This is a genomic window from bacterium, from assembly GCA_030247525.1.
Lineage (GTDB): Bacteria > Electryoneota > JAOADG01 > JAOADG01 > JAOADG01 > JAOTSC01.
Window position 1 is genome coordinate 1 of sequence record JAOTSC010000003.1, and the last position, 20,617, is coordinate 20,617.

Genomic DNA, 20,617 nt, shown 5'->3' on the forward strand with positions numbered 1-20,617 from the left:
GTTCAAGATGGTGAATGAACGGAAATTTGATATCCACTTCCAGACCTGGACTGGACTCCAATTCCCGAATCCGGAATCGAGCATGCACTCGAAAACTGCTGATCCGGATAACACGACAAACCTCTCCGGTATGAAAATTAAGCGAATTGACGAATTGTGTGAGCAGTACAATGTCACTTTCGATATGAAGACTCGCATTGCTCAGATTCGGGAAATCGACTCACTTGCTTGTGCAAACGTAGGGTACGCCCTCGGCTGGTACGCACCATTTAATCGCTTTGCTTACTGGAACAAATTCGGTCAGCCGAAAGGTATCCTGACCCGAACCGGCGATTACTTAGGCATTGTTTCAATATGGTGGTACGACGCCGAGAAGGATGCCGCTTTACAGGAAGCGCTCAAGGATCCAGCGAAGAAGCTTCCGGTTGGCGTAACCGAGGATAAGTATTGGATCGAATGGACGAAGGCGAATCCAATTAGCGGAAAGTTCTAACCTCTCGAATCCTCATAGTATGTGCGAATCGAAAATTCGCTTAGGTGAAAAATCTTTAGGGGTGGAGCTGTCAGCCGGCGGTTCCACCCTTACTAACCGATGACAAGGGACACTTATGTCCAGTATGGTTCAGTATTTCATCCGACGCTTCTTGCTCATCATTCCAACTTTCCTCGGAATAACGATGATCAGCTTCGGGATTATGCAAATTGTTCCCGGTGGACCGCTTGAGCAAGAGATAATGAAGCTCAAAATGGGATTGGCAGCTGCAGGCGAAGTCGGTGGCGGCTCCGGAAATGTCAGCGGAGCAGTTGAAATCCCAGAAGAAGCTTTAGCGGAAATGAGGAAATTCTACGGATTCGATAAACCAATACCTGTTCGTTATGCAACTTGGTTGTGGAATATTCTTCATTTCGATTTGGGACGAAGCTATAAATATGGTGAACCGGTGTGGGACGTAATCAAGTCACGTTTCCCGATTTCGATTTATTTTGGTTTGATTGGCTTCATCCTCTCTTATAGCATCTGTATTCCGTTGGGGATTATGAAAGCGGTCAAACATGGCAGCACATTTGACTTTGCCACCTCCTTCCTCGTGTTCTTAGGATATTCGACTCCCGGTTGGGCATTGGGTGCGATTCTCCTCGTGTTGTTTGGCGGTGGTTCCTTCTGGGATGTCTTCCCGTTGGGAGGTTTCCGTAGTGAAGGATGGGAAATGTTTGGTATGTGGGACAAAATCACTGATCAGGTATACCACACCATTCTACCTGTTATTGCTTATACCATCGGCAGTTTTGCAACATTAACCGTTCTAATGAAGAATAGCTTAATGGAGCAGTTGGGGCAAGATTATGTCCGAACCGCATTTGCCAAAGGTCTTTCCGAAAAGCGCGTCGTGTTTCTTCACGCCCTTCGCAACAGCTTGATTCCGATAGCAACCGGTCTTGGTCACTTCCTTGGAATAGTACTCGCAGGTAGCTATTTGATCGAGTATACATTCAACATCAACGGCTTCGGTTTGCTCGGATTCACGAGTGTGGTGAATCGCGATTACCCCATCGTTCTCGGTGTTATGGTGATTTCCAGTTTGATTGGCTTACTGGGAAACATTATCTCCGACATTCTTTATGCAATCATCGATCCTCGCATCCGGTTCCGGTAATATCTCATGAGTGAAAAAAATATAACGAGCGCGCTGAATACCAACGCTCCCATCGAAGAAGAAATCGCGCAAGGCAAAGAAATAGCGTCGGTTTCCCTCTTTAAGAAACGATTAAAGAAGTTCCGTTCGCTCAAACGTGGTTACTATAGTTTTCTCATTTTAACCACATTGTACCTATTGAGCTTCCTACTCATGTTTCTTGTCAACAACCGTGCATTGGTTGTGAAATACAATGGAAGTCTTTATTTCCCAATTTTCACATACCATGCTGCCAGCGAGTTTGGTCAGGAAGGATTCGGTGAAGCGAAGTATCGCGCTTTAGATAGAAAATTCGAGAGCGACGGTTCGGGCAATTGGGTGATCATGCCAATTTATCCCTACGACGCTATCGAGAGTTTACTCGATGAATTCACCGATACTCCTCCCCATGCCCCGTCACGTGAGCACTGGATGGGTACCGATGATCGCGGGCGCGACGTATTTGCAAGATTAGCCTACGGATTCCGAATATCGGTTTCGTTTGCTTTGTTGCTCATCTTCATTGAATACATCATCGGAATTTCAATCGGTGCTTCACTTGGTTTCTACGGCGGAAAGCTTGACCTCTTCGGTCAGCGTTTGATCGAGTTATGGTCGGCAGTGCCCGGGTTGTACACACTGATTATTCTAACATCGATTTTCCGCCCCAACTTCGCGATGTTGGTTATTTTTCTTGCGATCTTCGCCTGGATGGGTATCACGTACTACATCCGTGGTGAATTCTACCGGGAAAAAGCGAAAGATTATGTGTCGGCTGCATTGGCAATGGGCGCTACCGACAAACAGATAATATTCCGCCACATCTTACCCAATGCATTGACACCGGTGATTTCGTTCGCGCCATTTGCCGTCGTAGGTGGTATCGGTTCGCTGGTCGCGTTGGATTACTTAGGATTCGGCTTGCCGCCACCGACACCGTCGTGGGGACAAATGGCGCAAGTCGGCTTGCAGAACATATCAAAATGGTGGCTGGTAATGTTCCCCTTAGGAGCATTATTTGTTACCCTTTTGTTGGTCGTTTTTATTGGCGAAGCAGTGCGTAATGCATTCGATCCACGTGAGTATTCGAGGTTGCGATGAGCGTTTCAAACAAAGTACTAGTCGACGTACGCGACCTCCGCACCTCTTTCTTTATCGAGAAGCAAGCGGCACCGGCAGTTGGCGGCGTTAGTTTCCAGATTTTTGAGGGAGAAGTCTTCGGACTCGTGGGCGAATCCGGCTCCGGAAAAAGCGTAACTGCTCAGAGCATTATGCGGTTGATTCCCGATCCACCAGGAAAAATCATCGGTGGTGAAATTTTCCTCCGCGATAAAAATTTGCTCAAGCTGCCGCTCTCGGAAATGCGGAAGATTCGCGGCAAAGAAATCGGTATGATTTTCCAAGAGCCGATGACTTCGCTGAATCCCGTGTACAAAATCGGATTCCAATTACGGGAAATCGTTTTGGAACACGAAAAGCACATGACGAAAGCTCAAGCGACCGACCGTGCAACGGAAATGCTTGATCTGGTGGGTATCCCCGACGCACGTAAGCGGTTGGAAGAGTATCCCCATCAGTTTTCCGGCGGTATGCGGCAACGGGTGATGATTGCAATGGCGCTGGCTTGTAATCCCTCACTACTTATTGCCGACGAGCCGACGACTGCTCTCGACGTGACAATTCAAGCGCAGATTCTCGAATTGATGCTGGAAGTAAAATCGAAGCGGCAGGATGCGGCAATTCTGCTCATCACTCACGACCTCGCTGTGATTGCAGAGACTTGTCAGCGGGTCGCTGTCATGTATGGCGGTATGATACAAGAGATTGCACCGGTATACGATTTATTCGATCATCCGATGCATCCGTACACCCGTGGATTGATGGATTCGTTGCCGTCTCCAAAAACAAAACGGCGGACAAAACTCGCGACGATTCCGGGAATGGTTCCATCGATTTTCGATTTACCAAAGGGGTGTAAATTCTGCACCCGTTGTAAAGAGAAAATTGCGATCTGCGATAAAGTCGAACCACCGCTCTATCAAGTGGGCGAACAACATTGGTCGCGCTGCCACTTAGTCGAAAAGAATGCGATTGGTAATAAACAACCTGCCGGGAAAGGGGGTGTGCAATGAGTCTACCTCTTCTCACCGTGAAGGATTTGAAAGTTTTCTTTCCGATTTTCGGCGGTATTCTGTATCGCAAACTTGGTGAAATCAAAGCGGTCGACGGTGTGAGTTTTACGTTGAATCGCGGCGAAACACTGGGGTTGGTTGGCGAATCGGGATGCGGCAAATCGACTACGGGACGGGCAATCATCAACGTTCTTCGGTTCGTTGCACCAGATGTTCACCTGTCTGGCGAGATTAATCTGCATGATACACAAGGCAATACGGTCAATCTGATCGAACTGGATAAGAATGCGATGCGTCCGTTTCGCAGCCGAATTCAGATGGTCTTTCAAGACCCATATAGCTCATTGAATCCGCGTTTGACAGTTAAGCAGATTATCGAAGAACCGTTGGAAATCCATACGAAGCTCTCACATGCCGAACGCGACGAACGGGTGGCATGGCTGCTAAGTAAAGTTGGATTGCGTCCTGAACAAGCGCGTCGCTATCCCCATGAATTTTCCGGTGGTCAACGGCAGCGCATCGGTGTAGCGCGGGCATTGGCGACGAATCCGGAGTTGATTATTGCCGACGAGCCGGTATCGGCGCTCGACGTGTCGATTCAAGCGCAAGTCTTAAATCTGTTACTCGAACTGCAAGAAGAATTCAATTTAACATTTTTGTTTATCGCGCATGATTTATCCGTGGTGCAACACATCAGTCACCGGATTGCTGTGATGTATTTAGGGAATATCGTCGAGTTGGGCGATTCTGAAACAATCTTCAATCATCCCCGCCATCCGTACACGAAGGCGTTAATCAGCGCGGTGCCGATGCCGGAACCGCAACGTACACGCCCTCAGCGGCAGGTGCTCGTCGGCGATGTACCTACGCCGTTGGCGAAGCCGTCAGGGTGTGGTTTCCGAACTCGTTGTCCGATTGCGAAACCGGAATGTGCGCAAGCCGTTCCGCCATTCACGGATAAGGGGAATGGGCATTGGGTCGCTTGTCCGTATGCATGAGATTTCTGATGCATGATTATAAGAAGGGCGGTGTCGAACCGCCCTTTTTTTATAAACTCACTGCTCAGCGTTTGATTCTTAGGTTGCTATCACTATTATTACTGTAGTGAAGCAACATCCCATTTTCCTTTACTTGCGCTGATTTCCTTGACCGGAAACGCTATGAAACTCGATCCTCGTAAGCTTGCTGTAACCTACGTTGCTTTTCTTCTCCTAAGCATCGCGAACATCACATCTGCTATTTCGTCGACACCGAAAACCATCCCCTCCCCGTTCTTCTTTACCGAAAACAAAGGGCAATGGGACGCTCGCGTCCTCTACAAGTGTCAAGCGAAGAATGGGATGACATGGTTCCTCGAACGTGATGGAATTACTCTGTTGCTAACGCAACCGGGGGCTCGGGATTCGGATTTCGGGGCTCAGGGTAGGGACGGACCCCCACGCCCGCCAATCGATGACCCCGTACGTCGGACATTCTTGTCCGACGACGTAATGGAAAACGACTTACCCGAAATGCTGCGTCGCCATCCCGCGCGTAAGAATGTTCCGATGAAGAGTCATGCGTTGAAATTTCACTTCGTGAAGGGTGAAGGGTTAAAGGTCAAGGGTGAAGGGTTAAAGGTCAAGGGTGAAGGGTCAAAGGTCAAGGGTGAAGGGTCAAAGGTGAATGGTGCAAGGGAAACTAAAGAAGTTTCTGAGAACCTTGACCAGTCTTTTTCTACTCAACACCCTTCACCTTACACCTTACACCAATCTTTTTCCACCCTACACCCTACTCCTTACACCTTACACCAATCTTTTTCCACCTTACACCGTGCTGAAACACGCAGTGTTGAAGCGCAGGGAGAGCTCCCCTGGAAGAATAATTATTTCTTAGGCAACGACTCTTCGCGGTGGGCACCGAATTGCCGGAACTTTTCTTCGGTCGTGTATCGGGAAGTGTGGGAAAGAATCGATGTTGAATGGTATGAAAACGATGGCAAATTGGAATTCGATTTCATCGTCCATCCCGGCTTCGATCCCAATCAGATTCGGATGTCGGTGGAAGGATTAGAGGGGGATCGGATTTCGGGGTTCGGGGCTCCGGAATCGTTACTGTCATTGCGAGGCAGCGCAGCGACGAAGCAATCCCATTTGGATAATGGGGAACGGGGGACAGGGGACAGTAGGGGCGGACGCCCCTGTCCGCCCGACAGTAGGGGCGTGCCGCGCACGCCCGCAGTTACAGGCGTAAGTCAGACAATCCTGTCTGACAAGTATTCCAGTAGGGGCAGACCCTCTGGGTCGCCCGCAGAGAATGTTCGTGACCTGCTTCGCGATTCACGAACCACTGAAGGAACTGTACATCGGCAAAAAATGTCCGACGACAACACCAGTAGGGGCGGACGCCCCTGTCCGCCCGATGGAAAAGAAAATGTTCGTGACCTGCTGCGCGATTCACGAACCACTGGAGGTACTAGTCTGTCTTTGCGAGGAATGGAACGTAGGATCGTCAGCCGCGAGGCTGACAGCCGCAGTGAAATGACGAAGCAATCTCATTTGGAAATCGGGAACAGAGAACCGGAGACAGGGAGCAGTAGGGTCAGACCCCAGAATAGTCAGTCCGATGGAAAAGAAAATGTTCGCGACATGGTTCCCGAGTCGCGAACCACTGTAGGAATTTCTTCTCGAACCCCGAATACCGAATCCCGAACCCCTACGAATGGAACCCCGAATACCGAATTCCGAACCCCTACGAATGGAACCCCGATTGCCCAATCCCCATTGCCCATCACCGAGCTTCTCCTACCAACATCCTTGGGGGAATTGCGAACGGCACTGCCAAGTGTGTATCAAATCTCGGCAAATGGTACTCGCAATGAAATCGATGCGACGTTCCAATTAACCGACCAAAACACGTTCGGAATCACGCTCCCGAACGGCTACAATCCCGACCATTCTTTGCGCATCGATCCCCTCATTTACAGTACCTATTTAGGGGGGAGTGGTGCTGATTATGGATCTGACCTGTGTGAGGTTGGGAATGGAAATGTTGTTGTTTTGGGATCAACACAAAGCTTTGAGTTTCCAATCACAATAGGTAGCTATCAATCGTGGTTAAACGGAAGTACAGATTGGTTTGTTACAGAACTCAATAGTAGTGGTTCACAACTGGTTTTTAGTACTTATATCGGAGGAACCTTAAGTGATTACAATAATCGAATTCTCAGAGCAGGCGATAACTCGTTGATCATTACCGGTTATACTCGTAGCACTGACTTTCCAGAATATAATCGATTGGGTGTATGCGGTAGCATTGACGGGTTAATAGTTACTCTTAGTAGTAACGGATCACAACTACTTACTAGTACTAGAATCGGTGGGTCGAGTGATGATGATATTCGACCAATTATACCTGATGAAACAGGTGGATATTATGTTGGTTGCGGTACTTTGAGTGTTGATTACCCAATAACTGCCAACGCGTTTGATACCTCCGCAAACGGACAGAGTGACGGTTGCATTATGCGGTTTAACAACAACTTCACACAGATACTTTACAGCTCTTACTTTGGTGGCTCGATGAATGAGAACATTACCGATGTTTGTCTGTCGCCAGCTGGTGGAATTGTAGTAACTGGGTTAACATTGAGTGCAAATTTGCCTGTTACATCTACTGCAATTGACTCAACCATTAGCGGAGATTATGATTGTTTTGTCGCAAAATTTGATGCCTCATTATCATCCCTTTTATATAATACATTTCTCGGCGGCTTAGGCTATGATTCAGGATCAAACATCGTTTGCGATAGTAGCGGAATTGTTGTAACAGGTGCGGCGGGTGCAGGATTTCCAGTAACCAGTTGTGCTTTGGATACGACCTATCATGGAGGTATGGATTGCCATGTCACAAAACTGAGATTGGATGGGTTACAACTTGTTTTCTGTACCTACTTAGGTGGGATTGGAGATGATCATGGTTACTGTATCGATCTAGATGATCATTATAATTATATCGTTGCAGGAAGAACCCAAAGCGTAGATTTTCCAACGACCGCTATGTCTCTATTTCCAACAAATCAGGGGCAACAAGATGGTTTTGCATTGCTTCTCAATTCAGATGGTTCACAGTTATTGTATAGTACATTTTTGGGTGGGTTATCGGAGGATCGACTTAATTCACTCACTTTACTCAGAGATAGTGTTATTACAGTAGTTGGTTCTACAGCAAGTGTTAATTATCCAATTACCAACAATAGCTATGACACAACCTACAACGGTGGTTCAAGTGACTGTATTGTTACAAGACTTTTTCTAAACATTGACACTAACGATGTCGCAAACGAACAATACAAACTACCCGAACTGTATTCATTATCCCAAAACTACCCCAACCCCTTCAACTCATCTACCACCATTTCCTATTCACTGCCAAAACCGGGGAATGGTTGAACTGAGACTATTCGACATCACGGGGCGCGAAGTGACTACCCTCGTTAACCAGAAACAGCAAACCGGAAGCTATCGGGTGACGTTCGATGGAAAGAATCTTTCGTCGGGAACTTATTTTGTGCGGATGCAAGCGGGGGAATTTGTGAAGACGCAGAAGATGGTGCTCTTAAGGTGAAAGGTGTAAGGTGTAAGGTGAAGGGGATCGAAAAAAATGGTGAAAGGTGTAGGGTGTAAGGTGTAAGGTGTAGGTTGTAAGGGTAGAGAAAGGCGTCCCCGCCTGTATAGGGTAGCGACAGGTCTCCCGACCTGTTAAAAACGAAAGGGCGACCCAGAGGGTCTGCCCCTACTGAAACAAGGGCGGCTGCCAGCCGCCCCTACGATACAATAAGTTTACCTGCGGTGAGCCCTCCGGGGCTGCCACGTCGTCCTCCGTACGGCGGATTTCTCACAAAGATAAGTAAAAGAATAGAAAAAAAGTCAAAATTTCTATCTTGAATTGATCGATTTGAACTTCTTGCGAAACCGCTCGCCGAACTTCTTCCGCTCAAGTTTCTGGTTGCTCAACAGCTCGTTGCGTTGCTTCATCAACTTAGACATTTTAATTTTTCGGTTTGGTGGATTAGCTATCAAATGATCGAGACTATACAAAGTTTGAAGTTGATTCTTCATCATTGTGACAAATTTAGTCCTTGATCTATCCAAAGCTGTAGTGTCGCACTTACTATCGAGATAATACACGTAGTCGTTTTGAAATGTCACAGCAAGCGAATCGAAAGTCGGCATGACCGGAAAACATTTGTTGAGGGGTCGATCGGTCTGTTCGGGAAATGGTACCCACCGCAGTCGGAAGGCTATTTCATCCAGAAAGTAGTTCTCGACAAAGGGTAAGAGGTTCCGAGCATGACGAACCGCCCAAAATGCGGAATCCAGATTGACACGACGATTTGGGTAGCACTTCGAGTAATTCGTAGAATCCTCAATCATTCGTTTTTGCGAACAAAGTGGGAAACCGACTAATACAGTATCTTCGGCCAAGTAATAATCAACAATCATTGATGCTCTAACACCTTCACTCTCAAGTAATATATAAACTGCAGGATTTGTGATGTAAGAGATCATAGTTGCAATTGGATCGGGACCTTTATCGAAAACACTATATGTATGTTCTGTGGACACATGAGTTAAACATACTTCAAAATCAGTATTCCAATTCGTATTTTCACCATCAAACACACCACTTACTTGGCTGATTCCACTTGGAGGGTATATTTTTGCTGCTTCAACCGATAGACTCATGACACCAGAATGATTCCCTTTTCTCATACCGCGGGCATGTCCCTTGGCTGTCCCATTTATCACATAAGGTGTATCGCAGACGATTTCTAAAAAAAGCCCCTTCTGAGAAAAATTGGCTGTGTATGGGAATTGTTGCGCGCTTGCGTTGTGGGCAACCAAAAAGCAAACAGCAAGAAGAATTGAAGTGCTAAGTGTGATAAGAAGTTTGCGATGTTTCATCAATTACTCCGCAACAAAACAACTATCTCACAATTGGTAGCCGCGGGCTTTAGCCCGCGTTCCTTCAATTTGTGTTACCTGTGCGCGGGCTAAAGCCCGCGGCTACCGACTTAAAGGACAAATAGTGCGCGGGCTAAAGCCCACGGCTACCGACCTAAAGGACAAATAGTTGTGAGAAAGATTTAGAATCCATTCGCGATTAACGAAGTGTATGTTGGTATCCCAGTCACTATCAACGGCAAGTCGGGATGCGCTTCGTTCCAGGCGATGGTGTAAGCGGCGATACAGGAAAGCTGTCGCCCGCACCGCACTTCTAATGGAATGCCGCTATCGGGATACTCCACTTTCAATAGACCGCTTGCCACCGCCCGCAAATACGCCGCATCATATCCTTTCACAATCATATCGACGGTGGTTTTTCCCCGCAAACGCCCTTGTGCAACATTCGCGGTTTCGACGAGAATCGGTAACGTTTTCGTGTGGTCACCCAATTCGCGGTGGGTTAGTCCCCGCAGTTTTTGTGGCGACATTTCAAACGTGTACTGGAGGTTTTCCATCTCCAATTCAAGCAGGGCGCCGGACGCCAATTCCTGCGAATTCTCGTGGGCGATCAGCGCATTAATCACTGGATACTCGAGGGACGCTTCGTGGAGGTCGACGGTTAGATTTATATTCTCTTTGGTAATCAGTTCGGTGATGCCGGCGGCGATTTGTTCGGTGAATAAGCCATCGCGTTTGCCGGGGAAACAGCGGTTCAAGTTGCGGAGGTCTTTACTGGAGAGCAATTGTCCACTGGGGTAATGCGGTTTCACGTCGGGCGACGGCCATTGATCGAGCGGATTGGTGAGTCGCGCTCCGAATGGCATCCGAATCGTGCCGCCATCTTTGATTTGTAATGGGTACGATGCAGGATGTCCTTCACCCGGTTCCGTTTGCGAGAATGCCGACGCATTTGCCCGCGGGATTACAAAGACTCTGCCGGAGCTGACCTGAGCATTTTGCAACAACAATAATGTTGAAAGAAAACCTGCCGGTTCGTCGGGGTGCGTGCCACCCAATACAAGTAGCGAGCCGCTGTTTTCGGCGGTGCTATTTTCACCGGATAGGAGATAGACTTCGGTATCGCCGCGGGTGTCTTTTAGCCACGGCGCCCATTCCGATAACCAATGCTTTTGTGCATTGGCAAATACGATAGGCAACGGTTGGACTTTCCGTTGTTGATACAAAGGATAACCACCGAGTCCGGCAACAATGAGTCCAATCAATAGCCAAGCAACGCCATACCAACGGGATTGGAAAAACGTGGGGTGGCTCATTTTACCCCCAACAATCGAAGCAGCACGGGAACCAACACAATGGCTGCCATCATTGCTTCGTGGGGTATTCGTTTACGGATCGGATTCGTCTCATCGGGTTTCCGTAACAACGACCACAAGAGCGCCGCTAAGAAGAGCGCGGTGAAGGCAAAATAAATCCAATACAAAACGTGGTACATTTTTAACTCAACTATTCAATACTCGTGGTTTGCACCAAGATTGCCGCGTCACTTTGGTCACACAAGGTTGTGACCTTCGTTCCTCGCAAAGACATACCGATTATTGCACTTTGAACGGGAAGCGCTTTTGGAACGATGATTTGCCATCAGTGAGCCGCACCATCGCTTCCCAGCGCTTTTGGGTCAAGGGTGTAGCAATCGGTAAAAGGTAGCGTCCGGAATCGCCGCTCACCAATTGTTGACGGGGGATATCGTAACGGCTGCCCGACAAGCAATAGAGCGCGACGTCGCCCAGCAATCCTACGACCGGTGTGTGTAACGAATCGACGACAAACACTTCCAGCCATTGCCGATTCGCTGATTGTTGCAACCGAGCGTCGACGAGCCAACCACTCAACCGATTCAAGTTGGAATAATGACCCACCGAATCAATCGAACCGCGAGTATAGGGATCACGCTCAACCATTTCGGGACGATTCACTTCCGCGACAACCACCAACACTACCATCGCAAGTAGAAAGAGCGCAAAACTCCCCAATAGTATCGTTGGCCAAAGCCGCGATTTCGTTAGCGATGGCATCTTGCTGCTCAATTCGCTCGATTCGATGTGAAGAGCAGTTTTGCCACTAAACTAATGATGTTTTTCCTCGTCTTTCTCGTTATCGTCTTCATCCACTTCCGGGGAAAGGAATCTTGCTTCACGTTCGGCAAGCAATTCGCCCTCTTGTGTGATACGGAAAGTTACTGTGGTTTCTTCCGATTTGATGGCGGAACGCGGTACAATGCCATACACATTCACCCGCAACTCTTGACCGGCAGCTAAAGCGAACGGTGCGCCGTTGATAATCCATTCTGCGCCGGGTAATCCCTCGGCAGTAATGTTGATGGTGCGCGGCGTACCGCCCCGATTTTCCAACTTCACGATAAAACCATTTCGCACTTTTCCATCGGGCTGCAACACATACGGCATTCCGGCAGCACGCAAGACCACGGCGTGAATCAACTGGCGATTACTGAGTTGCAGCGTTGCGAGTACCACAACACCAAGGAGAATCAATGTGTAAAGTATCGTTCGCGGCCGCAAGAGTTTCTTTGTCGGCTCGCCTTCCAATGCGGCAGTACTACCGTAGCGGATGAGTCCTTTCGGCTTTCCGGTTTTCAACATGACTTCATCACATGCGTCAAGGCAGGCGGTACAATTCACACACTCGAGTTGTAGACCATTGCGGATATCGATCCCGGTCGGACAGACCTGAACACAACGGAAACAATCGACGCAATCACCGGTAAGCGACTCGGAGCCGCGTTTCCGTTTACCGCGCGGTTCCCCGCGTACTTTATCGTAACCGATGACGATACTGTGACGGTCGAGTAGCACCGATTGAAAACGGGCGTAGGGGCAAATAAACGTACAGGCGAGTTCCCGGAAGATTGCACCAACAAAATACATGAATCCAGATAATGCGAAAAGAGCAAAGGTGGCGAAGGGGTGGTCGCCCGCCGTACCGGAAAGTAAGCCAAATGCGGTATCACGCCCGACAAAGTAGGCAAGGAAGAACATTCCGAAGAGGAAGGAAATCACCAAATAGATTGCATGTTTCAATCCTTTGACCATATAGTAATCAGTGGGTGTTTGTCCCTTCTGTTTTGCTTCGTCGCGGGCTTTCCGTTTCCGAAAACTGCCCTCAATCATACGCTCGATTTGACGGTAGACCCCTTCCATGAATACGGTTTGGGGACATGCCCAACCGCACCAAATCCGTCCAAACAATGCGCTAAAAAGAAAGAGTGCCAGCGTAGCCAACAGCATCAATAGTGCGAACAGAAAAAAATCGCCGGGAACGAAGGTAGCACCAAAGATGAAAAATTTCCGTTCGGGAATGTTGAGCAACAACGCCGGATTGCCATTGATTGTTAGCCATGGGAGCAAGAGAAACAACCCGAGCAAAGCGTATCCGACTCCTTCGCGAGCGATTGTCCAGCGACCGGGAACGCGATCGGGATATTGCCATTGACGATGTCCACTGCTTTGCATGGAACCGTTGCTGCCGGTGTTGGCGGGATTGGGAGAGGACTTCTCTTGTATAGGATCGGGAGTTGGTATGTGAGTAGACACGGGTGTATCCTGCGTGAGATCAAATTCGTTGAATTAGCTGTTGTTAAGAGTCGGCACAGGCGGGGTTACCTGTGCCAAAGTAAGGTAGATTTTGTTCTGATTTATTGTTTGTGACGATAAATCGTGTTGTAACCGGCTTTACTGCGAACGCTTCTCGGGAATTGCTTGCTTGGCTTTTTTTGTTTTCGCTTTTTTGACTGGCGCAGGAGCAGCATCCTTCTTCGCCGGCTTCGTTTTAGTAACCGCAGTTGCTTCGGTCTTCGTTTTTTCGTCGGCAGCCGCCACCACCGGAGTTGCTGGAACGCCAGAGAGCATTGCCGTTAGCTCTTCTCTACCGTACTCTTTCCCTTCAGATGCTTTGCCGGGTATCGTCAGCGGAACGTCGTGCAATGTTGACACATAGGCAACCAACGCTTTTACCTTTCGATCACCCAACATCGAACCCCATGCCGGCATTCCCTTCGCCGCGACGCCATTTGCCACTACGCTCGTCAGCACTGCCGGGGTTGGTTCATGGATAAAGAAATTGTCGTGGAAGTTTGGACCGATACCGCCTTCCCCTTCGTTACCGTGACACGAAGCACAGAAGGTCTTGAAATACTTTTTGCCAATTTCGGCGGGCGACATCGTTGCTTCCATCTTTGCCGCCATCTCGCGGTCGCGGATTTCCTGTTCGACTTTCGCTTTTTGCACATCGACAACCAACTCACCAGCGAGTGATGGGCTTACGCCAAGCATGTGGAACCATGCGAAGTACCCGAAAGCAAATCCGATGGTTATCGCCCACAATGTCCACCACCATTGGGGAATTGGGTTATCCTTCTCGTGTAGATCGTCATCGAAGACCGGTAAATCGATCTCTTCGTGCTCGTCTTGTTGTTGCTCGTGATTACTCATCGTTCATCCAGTTATCGGTTAACTTTACTTATGGTCGTGCAATGTTTCAACGTCTGATTCGTCGTCCAGCGCGATTTGTGCGCGTTTGTCCCATTCGCTCTTCTTGACGACGAAGAGCTGTACAATCACCAACACAAATGCCAACACCATCAAAATGAGGGCGATTTGTCCGTAGATCGGATCGATTTTCGATGCCAGTTGTTGTAGCATTTTGTTCTCTTTGCATTGGATAGACAGGAGTGTCTGTCCTACGAATCTTACGGATTTTCGATTAATTGAATTTTCTTGAAATCGGTGCCGAGCCGTTGCAAATATGCGATTAGCGCTACGATATCCTTGTCCTGCGTATTGTTGTGTCCATCGACCTTTAAACGTTCGGCAATTTCGCTCGCCTGTTGCTTTGCGATGGATTCCGCATTTGCAATTTCTTCGTCGGTGTAAGGAGCACCTAAAGTACGCAATACTTCCATCTTCCGCGAGAGATTACTCAGATCGAGTTTGTCCTTAAGCAGCCACGGGTACGCCGGCATAATCGAACCGGGGGTAATGGCGCGGGGATCCTTCATGTGGAGGTAATGCCAGTTGTCGTTGTACTTACCGCCCAACCGATGGAGATCAGGTCCGATGCGGCGGCTGCCCCACTGGAACGGATGATCGTAGATAAATTCATCAGCGCGGGAATATTCGCCGTATCGCATCAATTCATCGCGCAACGGCCGCACCATCTGGCTATGGCAGTTGTAGCAGCCTTCCTTCACGTAGATATCGCGACCGGTAAGCTCGAGCGGCGTATACGGTTTTATGACATTGCCAAAGACCGGTTCCGGTTTCGTTTTCAAGAGCAGCGGTACAATCTGAACGATGCCGCCAACACTTACTAAGACAGCAGCAAGCAGCGTCATCGTGATCGGCGCGGTTTCGATGTACTTATGGAAGAACGATCCACCTTTTTGGAACAATGACTCTTTCACCATTGCCGGGGCTTTCGCCTCTTCGTCGACCAATTCGCTCTTGTTTGCCGACGCCATCGTTTTATAGACATTGACCATCATTAAAACGACGCCGGTCAGATAGGCAGTACCACCGATAACCCGCAACCAATAGAGCGGCATAATCGCATCGACGGTTTCCATCCAGTTCGGATACTTAAGTAATCCTTCGGCGTCGAACGCTTTCCACATCAAGCTTTGAATAACGCCTGCTGTGATAATCGGAATGTAATACAGAATGATGCCGACGGTGCCGAGCCAGAAGTGCGACTCCGCCATGCTGCGGCTAAATAACGGCCGCCGGTACAGGCGCGGAATCATATAGTAGATAATCGCAAAGACCATGAACCCAACCCAGCCCAACGCGCCGCTATGGACGTGACCGACGGTGTAATCGGTGTAGTGGGTAATCGAATTCAACGATTTGATCGACATGAGCGGCCCTTCAAAGGTCGACATGCCGTAGAAGGTTACACTGACGGCGAGGAACTTTAAGATGGGATCGATACGGAGTTTATCCCATGCGCCGCGTAACGTCATGAGTCCATTGATCATCGACGCCCACGAAGGCGGCCAAAGCATTAACGAGAAAATCATCCCCAATGTTTGGGTCCATTCCGGCAATGCGGTGTACATCAAGTGGTGCGGTCCTGCCCACATGTAGATGAAGATTAACGCCCAAAATCCAACAATACTTAAGCGATAGCTATATATCGGCTGCCCGGCCTGCTTTGGCAGGTAGTAATACATCATGCCGAGAATCGGGGTCGTTAACAGGAATCCGACCGCATTATGGCCATACCACCACTGCACCATCGCGTCCTGCACCCCGGCATATACGGGATAGCTTTTCAAAAAGCCTGCCGGAAGTTCGATCGAATTCACAATATGGAGGATAGCGATAGCAAGGATCGACGCCATAAAGTACCAGATCGATACATAAAGATGCGGCTCCCGCCGGATTGCTATCGTGCCGAAGAAGTTGATGGCGAAGGTTACCCATAGTACAGCGATCATGATGTCGAGTGGCCATTCGAGTTCGGCGTATTCTTTACCGGTCGTGATACCGAAGATCAGCGTCAAAGCAGCAAAAACGATAAGTAACTGCCACCCCCAGAAATGGATCGCCGAAAGAGTATCGTTGAACATCCGCGTTTTCAGTAACCGTTGGCTGGAATAGTACACTGCAGCAAAAATCGCGTTTCCGGTAAAGGCAAATGCTACTGCATTCGTATGCAGAGGACGTAGCCGCCCGAACGTTATCCAAGGGAGGCTGAGATTCGTCTGCCAGAATGCCAGTTCCAGCGCAACAATCAATCCAACCAACATCCCCACGAAGCCCCAAATAATCGTTGCAATCGTGAATTTCCGGACGATGGCGTCGTCGTACCGATAAGTTTCCATTTGTATCGACCTTGTAGTATTGTTTTTGGCGGACCCCCCGCCGCTTGCAGATAAGAAAGAAAAATAACGTTTTCACATGGAATTGTAAAGTACTTTTACCGCGCAGGCAATTCTATTTGAATCAAAGCAAAATAATGCGAATATTATAGTACTCGCATAGCGTTTGTGGTTACCTTTCATACAGGAAATGGAGAAATCTCGAATGTCAGAAATGATTGATATTGAAGAACTAAAACGAACCGACAGCAACCTCGGACGCATTTTGAACTATCTCTTCGATGGGGTGTACATCGTAGATCGATCCATGGATATCCTTTTTTGGAACCGGGGAGCCGAGTTGTTAACCGGATACTTTTCCCAAGATGTTGTGGGACATCGGTGTGCCGACGACATTTTAAATCACATCGATGAGAATGGTGTAAGACTGTGTAAAGGGAATTGTCCCTTACGGCAAACGTTCAAATCGGGTCAGCCGACGATACGCAAAGTATACCCCTTGCGAAATGATGGACGTCGGTTTCCGGTCATGACACACGTTGCTCCCATTCTCAATGAAGCGGGTGAAATCATAGCAGCCATCGAAGTGTTCCGCGATATCTCACAGGAAGAAGAGTTGCGGATAATGCAGGAAAAATTTGCAGCTCTCATAAAACGATATGTCTCTACAACAACAGTAGCATCAATCAATGAACAAATCCAAACCAACGAAGATGGGAAAGTCGAAATTCGGGAATTAACGGTGTTGTATTTGGATGTCGTAGCATTTACCCCCTTCTCGGAAAAGAATCCGCCGTTCGCTGTTGTTAACATGCTTAATGAGTTGTTCGGTTTGTGTGGGGTCATTACCGGAGAATGTAACGGTGATATCGATAAGTTCATCGGTGACAGCATCATGGCGGTATTCGTCGATGCAAACGACGCTGTCGATGCCGCAACCAAAATTCTCGCGGCTCATGCTGCTTGGAATACAAAACGACTACAGCGACAACAATCCGAAATACGGGTGCGAATCGGCATCCACAGCGGATTTATGGTGCAGGCGGAAATTGGTACACTGAATCGGAAGGATGTAACCGTGATTGGGGATGCTGTTAACACTGCAGCAAGAATTCAATCCTCGGCAGAACCAAACACAATTGCAATATCGGAAGCGACTTGGTCACGGCTGAAACAACCGCAAAATTTCTATTTCTACCAGGAGTTGAAAATGAAAGGAAAATCAGAACCACAAAAAATATTTTTGCACAAACAATAGTTTATATAAACATTACTATAATAAATAGGACTTTTCCTTTGCATACTTCTCAAGGAAGAAGAGTGTTTATGTTCGCATGTCGGCTTGTAAAAGACTCGAAAAGAATCGGTTCAATACTCACCCATGATACCATTGATTTATTCGGATAGTTATCGTTTTTTTCGTCGGGGAGTTTTGCGATACGCCACTACAGAAGCGGGTTTCCGGATTCAGTTCACTCACTTGCGGCATGAACAAGGAGTTAACCAAAGGTCTAATTCATATCTGTCGAGAAGGGCGGCTGCCAGCCGCCCCCACGGAACGCCACAACGAATGAATCAATAAGGATGGCGGGGGGCAGCCACCACACCAGTCGGTGAATTCCACGATTCGAGTTGGTAGCGCAAATTCCCCTGCAATAATTCCAGCAATTCCGCATCTTCGATTTTCGCTTGGATCAATTGCTCAATCGCGGCGGGGGAAGCCAGCAATGCGATCCGGCTCCGGTTCTTCAGCGTAAGAATTTGCTGTGCGGTTTCCGGCGTCATCGTCTGCGCATCGAGCAATGCAAAACATCCGACATCGGAGAGCGCTTTCCAAGTTTCTGTGTTTAATTTTGCTGCATCCATCCGAACAATCGCCCGATTATTACTCACCTTTGCAATCGCGATTGCCTGTGCCGTCGTTGCATTGCTAATAACCGGATACACCCCGACTTCCGCCGCATCTTGTAAAAACTGTGTCCATGCGGGATTGACCTGATCGCCCCGCCAGAGGTCGCCGACATCTTCTCCATCGATGGTAATGAATGCCATCCCTAATCGTGCCAACGATTTTACCATCGCCTTTTTCGCTCCGGCGAGATAGGCAATCGGAATTGCGACGCTCACACCGCGATTCGCTTCCCCTTTCCATTCTTTCCGAATCGAATCGGCTAAAAATGGCACTTTATTCGTTTTGGCAAATTCGCGAGCTTGTTCCATCGTCGTATACACAATATTGAGAAACGCTTCGCTGTTTTCGTTGGTGACTGGCACCGTGAAAAGTACCAACGGTTGGAAGTACCGGACACCGGCAATCGCTTGTTTAACGGGCGGTGTGAATTCCGATTTTGCATCGAGGAAATGGATGCCGCCACTCTTGTGCAGGAAGTACGACGCCTTAGCAAGCGGCGGTTGGGTATAGGGCTGCGAAGCATTGGCATACGCCAGTGTTGCGTGATACGTCAGCTCGCCGATGTTCTTTAACGAATAGGCAAATACTGTCCCGGCGGTATCTTCCGGGGTGTGATAGGTTTTGTATACGCCGCCGATCGAACCGACGACATAGGACGGAATCCCGGCAACCTCAAACGAAGTATGATCGCTGCCGGCATACAACCGCCAAAACGCCGTTTTCTTTTTCACCGAATCGGGCCATTGCGAAACGTAGACATCGCCTAATTGGGGATACTCGGCAAGACCGCCGAGACCCAAGGTATCGCCGCCAGTGCCGACGACATCCATATTCAACATGCCAACGACTTTATACCCGAATTTCGGGAATTGTTCGACAAAATACTGCGAACCCCACAACCACTCCTCCTCGGCGGCAAAGCCAAGAAAGAGGATCGAGCGTTTCGGTTTCACGTTATTCTTCACGAAACATTCGGCGAGTTCCATCATCGTCGCTGTACCGGAAGCGTTATCGTTGCCGCCATAATAGATGTTGCCCAACGCATCTTTCCCGTGGTGGTCGTGGTGAGCGCCGATGACAACCACTTCTTTCGCAAGCGCGGGGTCGCTGCCGGGCAGAATCCCGCCAACATTGGCGAGCGGCGCGTTATCGAACCAATTCCCTTGTACGGTAACCGTGATACTTCCGGTCAATGGCTGCGAGGCCGGAATGCGGGTTTTGCGAAATTCGGTTTTCCATCCCGCGGCGGTTTTTCCGGTTGACGCTAATAACGAATCGGCAACGGTTTGCGAAATCATCACCACCGGGAAATTTTTCATGTAACCGTCAGGTGGCAATGAAGCCAATAGCGGGGGATTCCCTTCAAACGACAGCATCGCCACGGCGCCGCGTTTTTGCGCTGCCCGCGCTTTGAAAATCGCTTTCGCCTCGTCTTGCCATCGAGTATTAGGTAATTCAGGCGTTCCGCGCATCACAACGACAATTGCCCCGTTCACATCAATATTGGCGTAATCGTCCCAGCCTTTTTCCGGCGCTGAGATGCCATAACCGACGAAAACCAATTTACCGGTCACTGTACCGTAGCCCGAACTCTTGTAAACGGTGATGTCTTTCCACTGCTTATAGGTAGATTTTTGGTTGGCGGCATTGGTGTATACCACTTCGACCGGACCGGCATAATCGCCGGCGGGATAGGTGAAGCGTTGATAGTAACCATCCTCACCGAACGGTTTCACCAACCCGAGGTTCGCAAAGTGTCCGGCAAGATACCGCTCAGTCTTCGCACCACCGGCAAATCCACTGTAACGTCCCTCCAACGAATCGGAAGCGAGTACGTTCACATGATGCATGGCGCGCGTGGTATCGAACCCGATGTTCCACGATGGCGTGCCGGGCAAAGGTATGTCTGCGGCGACAACACCTTGTACGAAACCAATCAATAGAGCAAGAAGTATAAATGACATCCACTGTCTGATGTGCGGAAAGCGATGACTCACAGTATCCTCGATTTTTGTAAAGGGTAAGGTACAAATCGATTCGACCTTTGGAAAGATGGT

Annotated in this window: 17 protein-coding genes; 8 read left to right on the top strand and 9 right to left on the bottom strand. The window is 48.7% G+C overall.

Annotated features, from left to right (window positions below):
- The 7 genes from OEM52_00570 to OEM52_00600 all read left to right on the top strand — a co-directional run.
- Positions 1 to 493, top strand: a 493-nt coding sequence (locus OEM52_00570; GenBank protein ID MDK9698629.1) for a hypothetical protein, incomplete at its 5' end; no start/stop codon positions are given.
- Between the two features lie 124 nt (positions 494 to 617).
- A complete protein-coding gene (locus OEM52_00575; GenBank protein MDK9698630.1) occupies positions 618 to 1,655 on the top strand; it encodes an ABC transporter permease subunit in 1,038 nt (345 codons plus the stop codon).
- 6 nt (positions 1,656 to 1,661) lie between these two features.
- Positions 1,662 to 2,774: an ABC transporter permease subunit gene (locus tag OEM52_00580; protein MDK9698631.1), complete on the top strand. Its 1,113-nt coding sequence runs from the start codon at positions 1,662 to 1,664 to the stop codon at positions 2,772 to 2,774.
- A complete protein-coding gene (locus OEM52_00585; GenBank protein ID MDK9698632.1) occupies positions 2,771 to 3,805 on the top strand; it encodes an ABC transporter ATP-binding protein in 1,035 nt (344 codons plus the stop codon). Before OEM52_00580 ends, OEM52_00585 begins: the two co-directional genes overlap by 4 nt.
- Positions 3,802 to 4,803 carry an ATP-binding cassette domain-containing protein gene (locus OEM52_00590; GenBank protein ID MDK9698633.1) on the top strand — a complete coding sequence of 334 codons (1,002 nt, stop codon included), beginning with the start codon at positions 3,802 to 3,804 and terminating at the stop codon, positions 4,801 to 4,803. Before OEM52_00585 ends, OEM52_00590 begins: the two co-directional genes overlap by 4 nt.
- 162 nt (positions 4,804 to 4,965) lie before the next feature.
- Positions 4,966 to 8,235: a hypothetical protein gene (locus tag OEM52_00595; protein MDK9698634.1), complete on the top strand. Its 3,270-nt coding sequence runs from the start codon at positions 4,966 to 4,968 to the stop codon at positions 8,233 to 8,235.
- Complete coding sequence (locus OEM52_00600; protein ID MDK9698635.1) at positions 8,228 to 8,410, top strand: T9SS type A sorting domain-containing protein; 183 nt, start codon at positions 8,228 to 8,230, stop codon at positions 8,408 to 8,410. Before OEM52_00595 ends, OEM52_00600 begins: the two co-directional genes overlap by 8 nt.
- A gap of 311 nt (positions 8,411 to 8,721) precedes the next feature.
- Here OEM52_00600 and OEM52_00605 read toward each other — a convergent pair whose 3' ends face one another.
- The 8 genes from OEM52_00605 to ccoN form a co-directional block, all read right to left on the bottom strand.
- On the bottom strand, positions 8,722 to 9,750 hold the full coding sequence (locus OEM52_00605) for a hypothetical protein (protein MDK9698636.1): 1,029 nt from the start codon (positions 9,748 to 9,750) through the stop codon (positions 8,722 to 8,724).
- Positions 9,751 to 9,932: 182 nt separating this feature from the next.
- On the bottom strand, positions 9,933 to 11,066 hold the full coding sequence (locus tag OEM52_00610; GenBank protein ID MDK9698637.1) for a succinylglutamate desuccinylase/aspartoacylase family protein: 1,134 nt from the start codon (positions 11,064 to 11,066) through the stop codon (positions 9,933 to 9,935).
- Positions 11,063 to 11,245 carry a hypothetical protein gene (locus OEM52_00615; protein MDK9698638.1) on the bottom strand — a complete coding sequence of 61 codons (183 nt, stop codon included), beginning with the start codon at positions 11,243 to 11,245 and terminating at the stop codon, positions 11,063 to 11,065. The genes OEM52_00610 and OEM52_00615 overlap by 4 nt, the downstream gene beginning before the upstream one ends.
- A 100-nt stretch (positions 11,246 to 11,345) precedes the next feature.
- Positions 11,346 to 11,825, bottom strand: a complete 480-nt coding sequence (locus tag OEM52_00620) for a FixH family protein (GenBank protein MDK9698639.1) — start codon at positions 11,823 to 11,825, stop codon at positions 11,346 to 11,348.
- Positions 11,826 to 11,876: 51 nt separating this feature from the next.
- A complete protein-coding gene (gene ccoG / locus OEM52_00625; protein ID MDK9698640.1) occupies positions 11,877 to 13,361 on the bottom strand; it encodes a cytochrome c oxidase accessory protein CcoG in 1,485 nt (494 codons plus the stop codon).
- Positions 13,362 to 13,499: 138 nt separating this feature from the next.
- A complete protein-coding gene (locus OEM52_00630) occupies positions 13,500 to 14,258 on the bottom strand; it encodes a c-type cytochrome (GenBank protein MDK9698641.1) in 759 nt (252 codons plus the stop codon).
- Between the two features lie 24 nt (positions 14,259 to 14,282).
- On the bottom strand, positions 14,283 to 14,468 hold the full coding sequence (locus OEM52_00635; GenBank protein ID MDK9698642.1) for a hypothetical protein: 186 nt from the start codon (positions 14,466 to 14,468) through the stop codon (positions 14,283 to 14,285).
- A gap of 47 nt (positions 14,469 to 14,515) precedes the next feature.
- Complete coding sequence (gene ccoN / locus OEM52_00640) at positions 14,516 to 16,651, bottom strand: cytochrome-c oxidase, cbb3-type subunit I (protein MDK9698643.1); 2,136 nt, start codon at positions 16,649 to 16,651, stop codon at positions 14,516 to 14,518.
- Positions 16,652 to 16,853: 202 nt separating this feature from the next.
- On the opposite strand from ccoN, the gene OEM52_00645 reads away from it, so the two are divergent.
- The gene (locus tag OEM52_00645) at positions 16,854 to 17,906 is read left to right on the top strand and encodes an adenylate/guanylate cyclase domain-containing protein (GenBank protein MDK9698644.1); all 1,053 of its coding nucleotides are present in this window, start codon (positions 16,854 to 16,856) and stop codon (positions 17,904 to 17,906) included.
- Positions 17,907 to 18,223: 317 nt separating this feature from the next.
- Here OEM52_00645 and OEM52_00650 read toward each other — a convergent pair whose 3' ends face one another.
- Positions 18,224 to 20,557, bottom strand: a complete 2,334-nt coding sequence (locus OEM52_00650) for a M28 family peptidase (protein ID MDK9698645.1) — start codon at positions 20,555 to 20,557, stop codon at positions 18,224 to 18,226.
- Positions 20,558 to 20,617 lie beyond the last annotated feature (60 nt).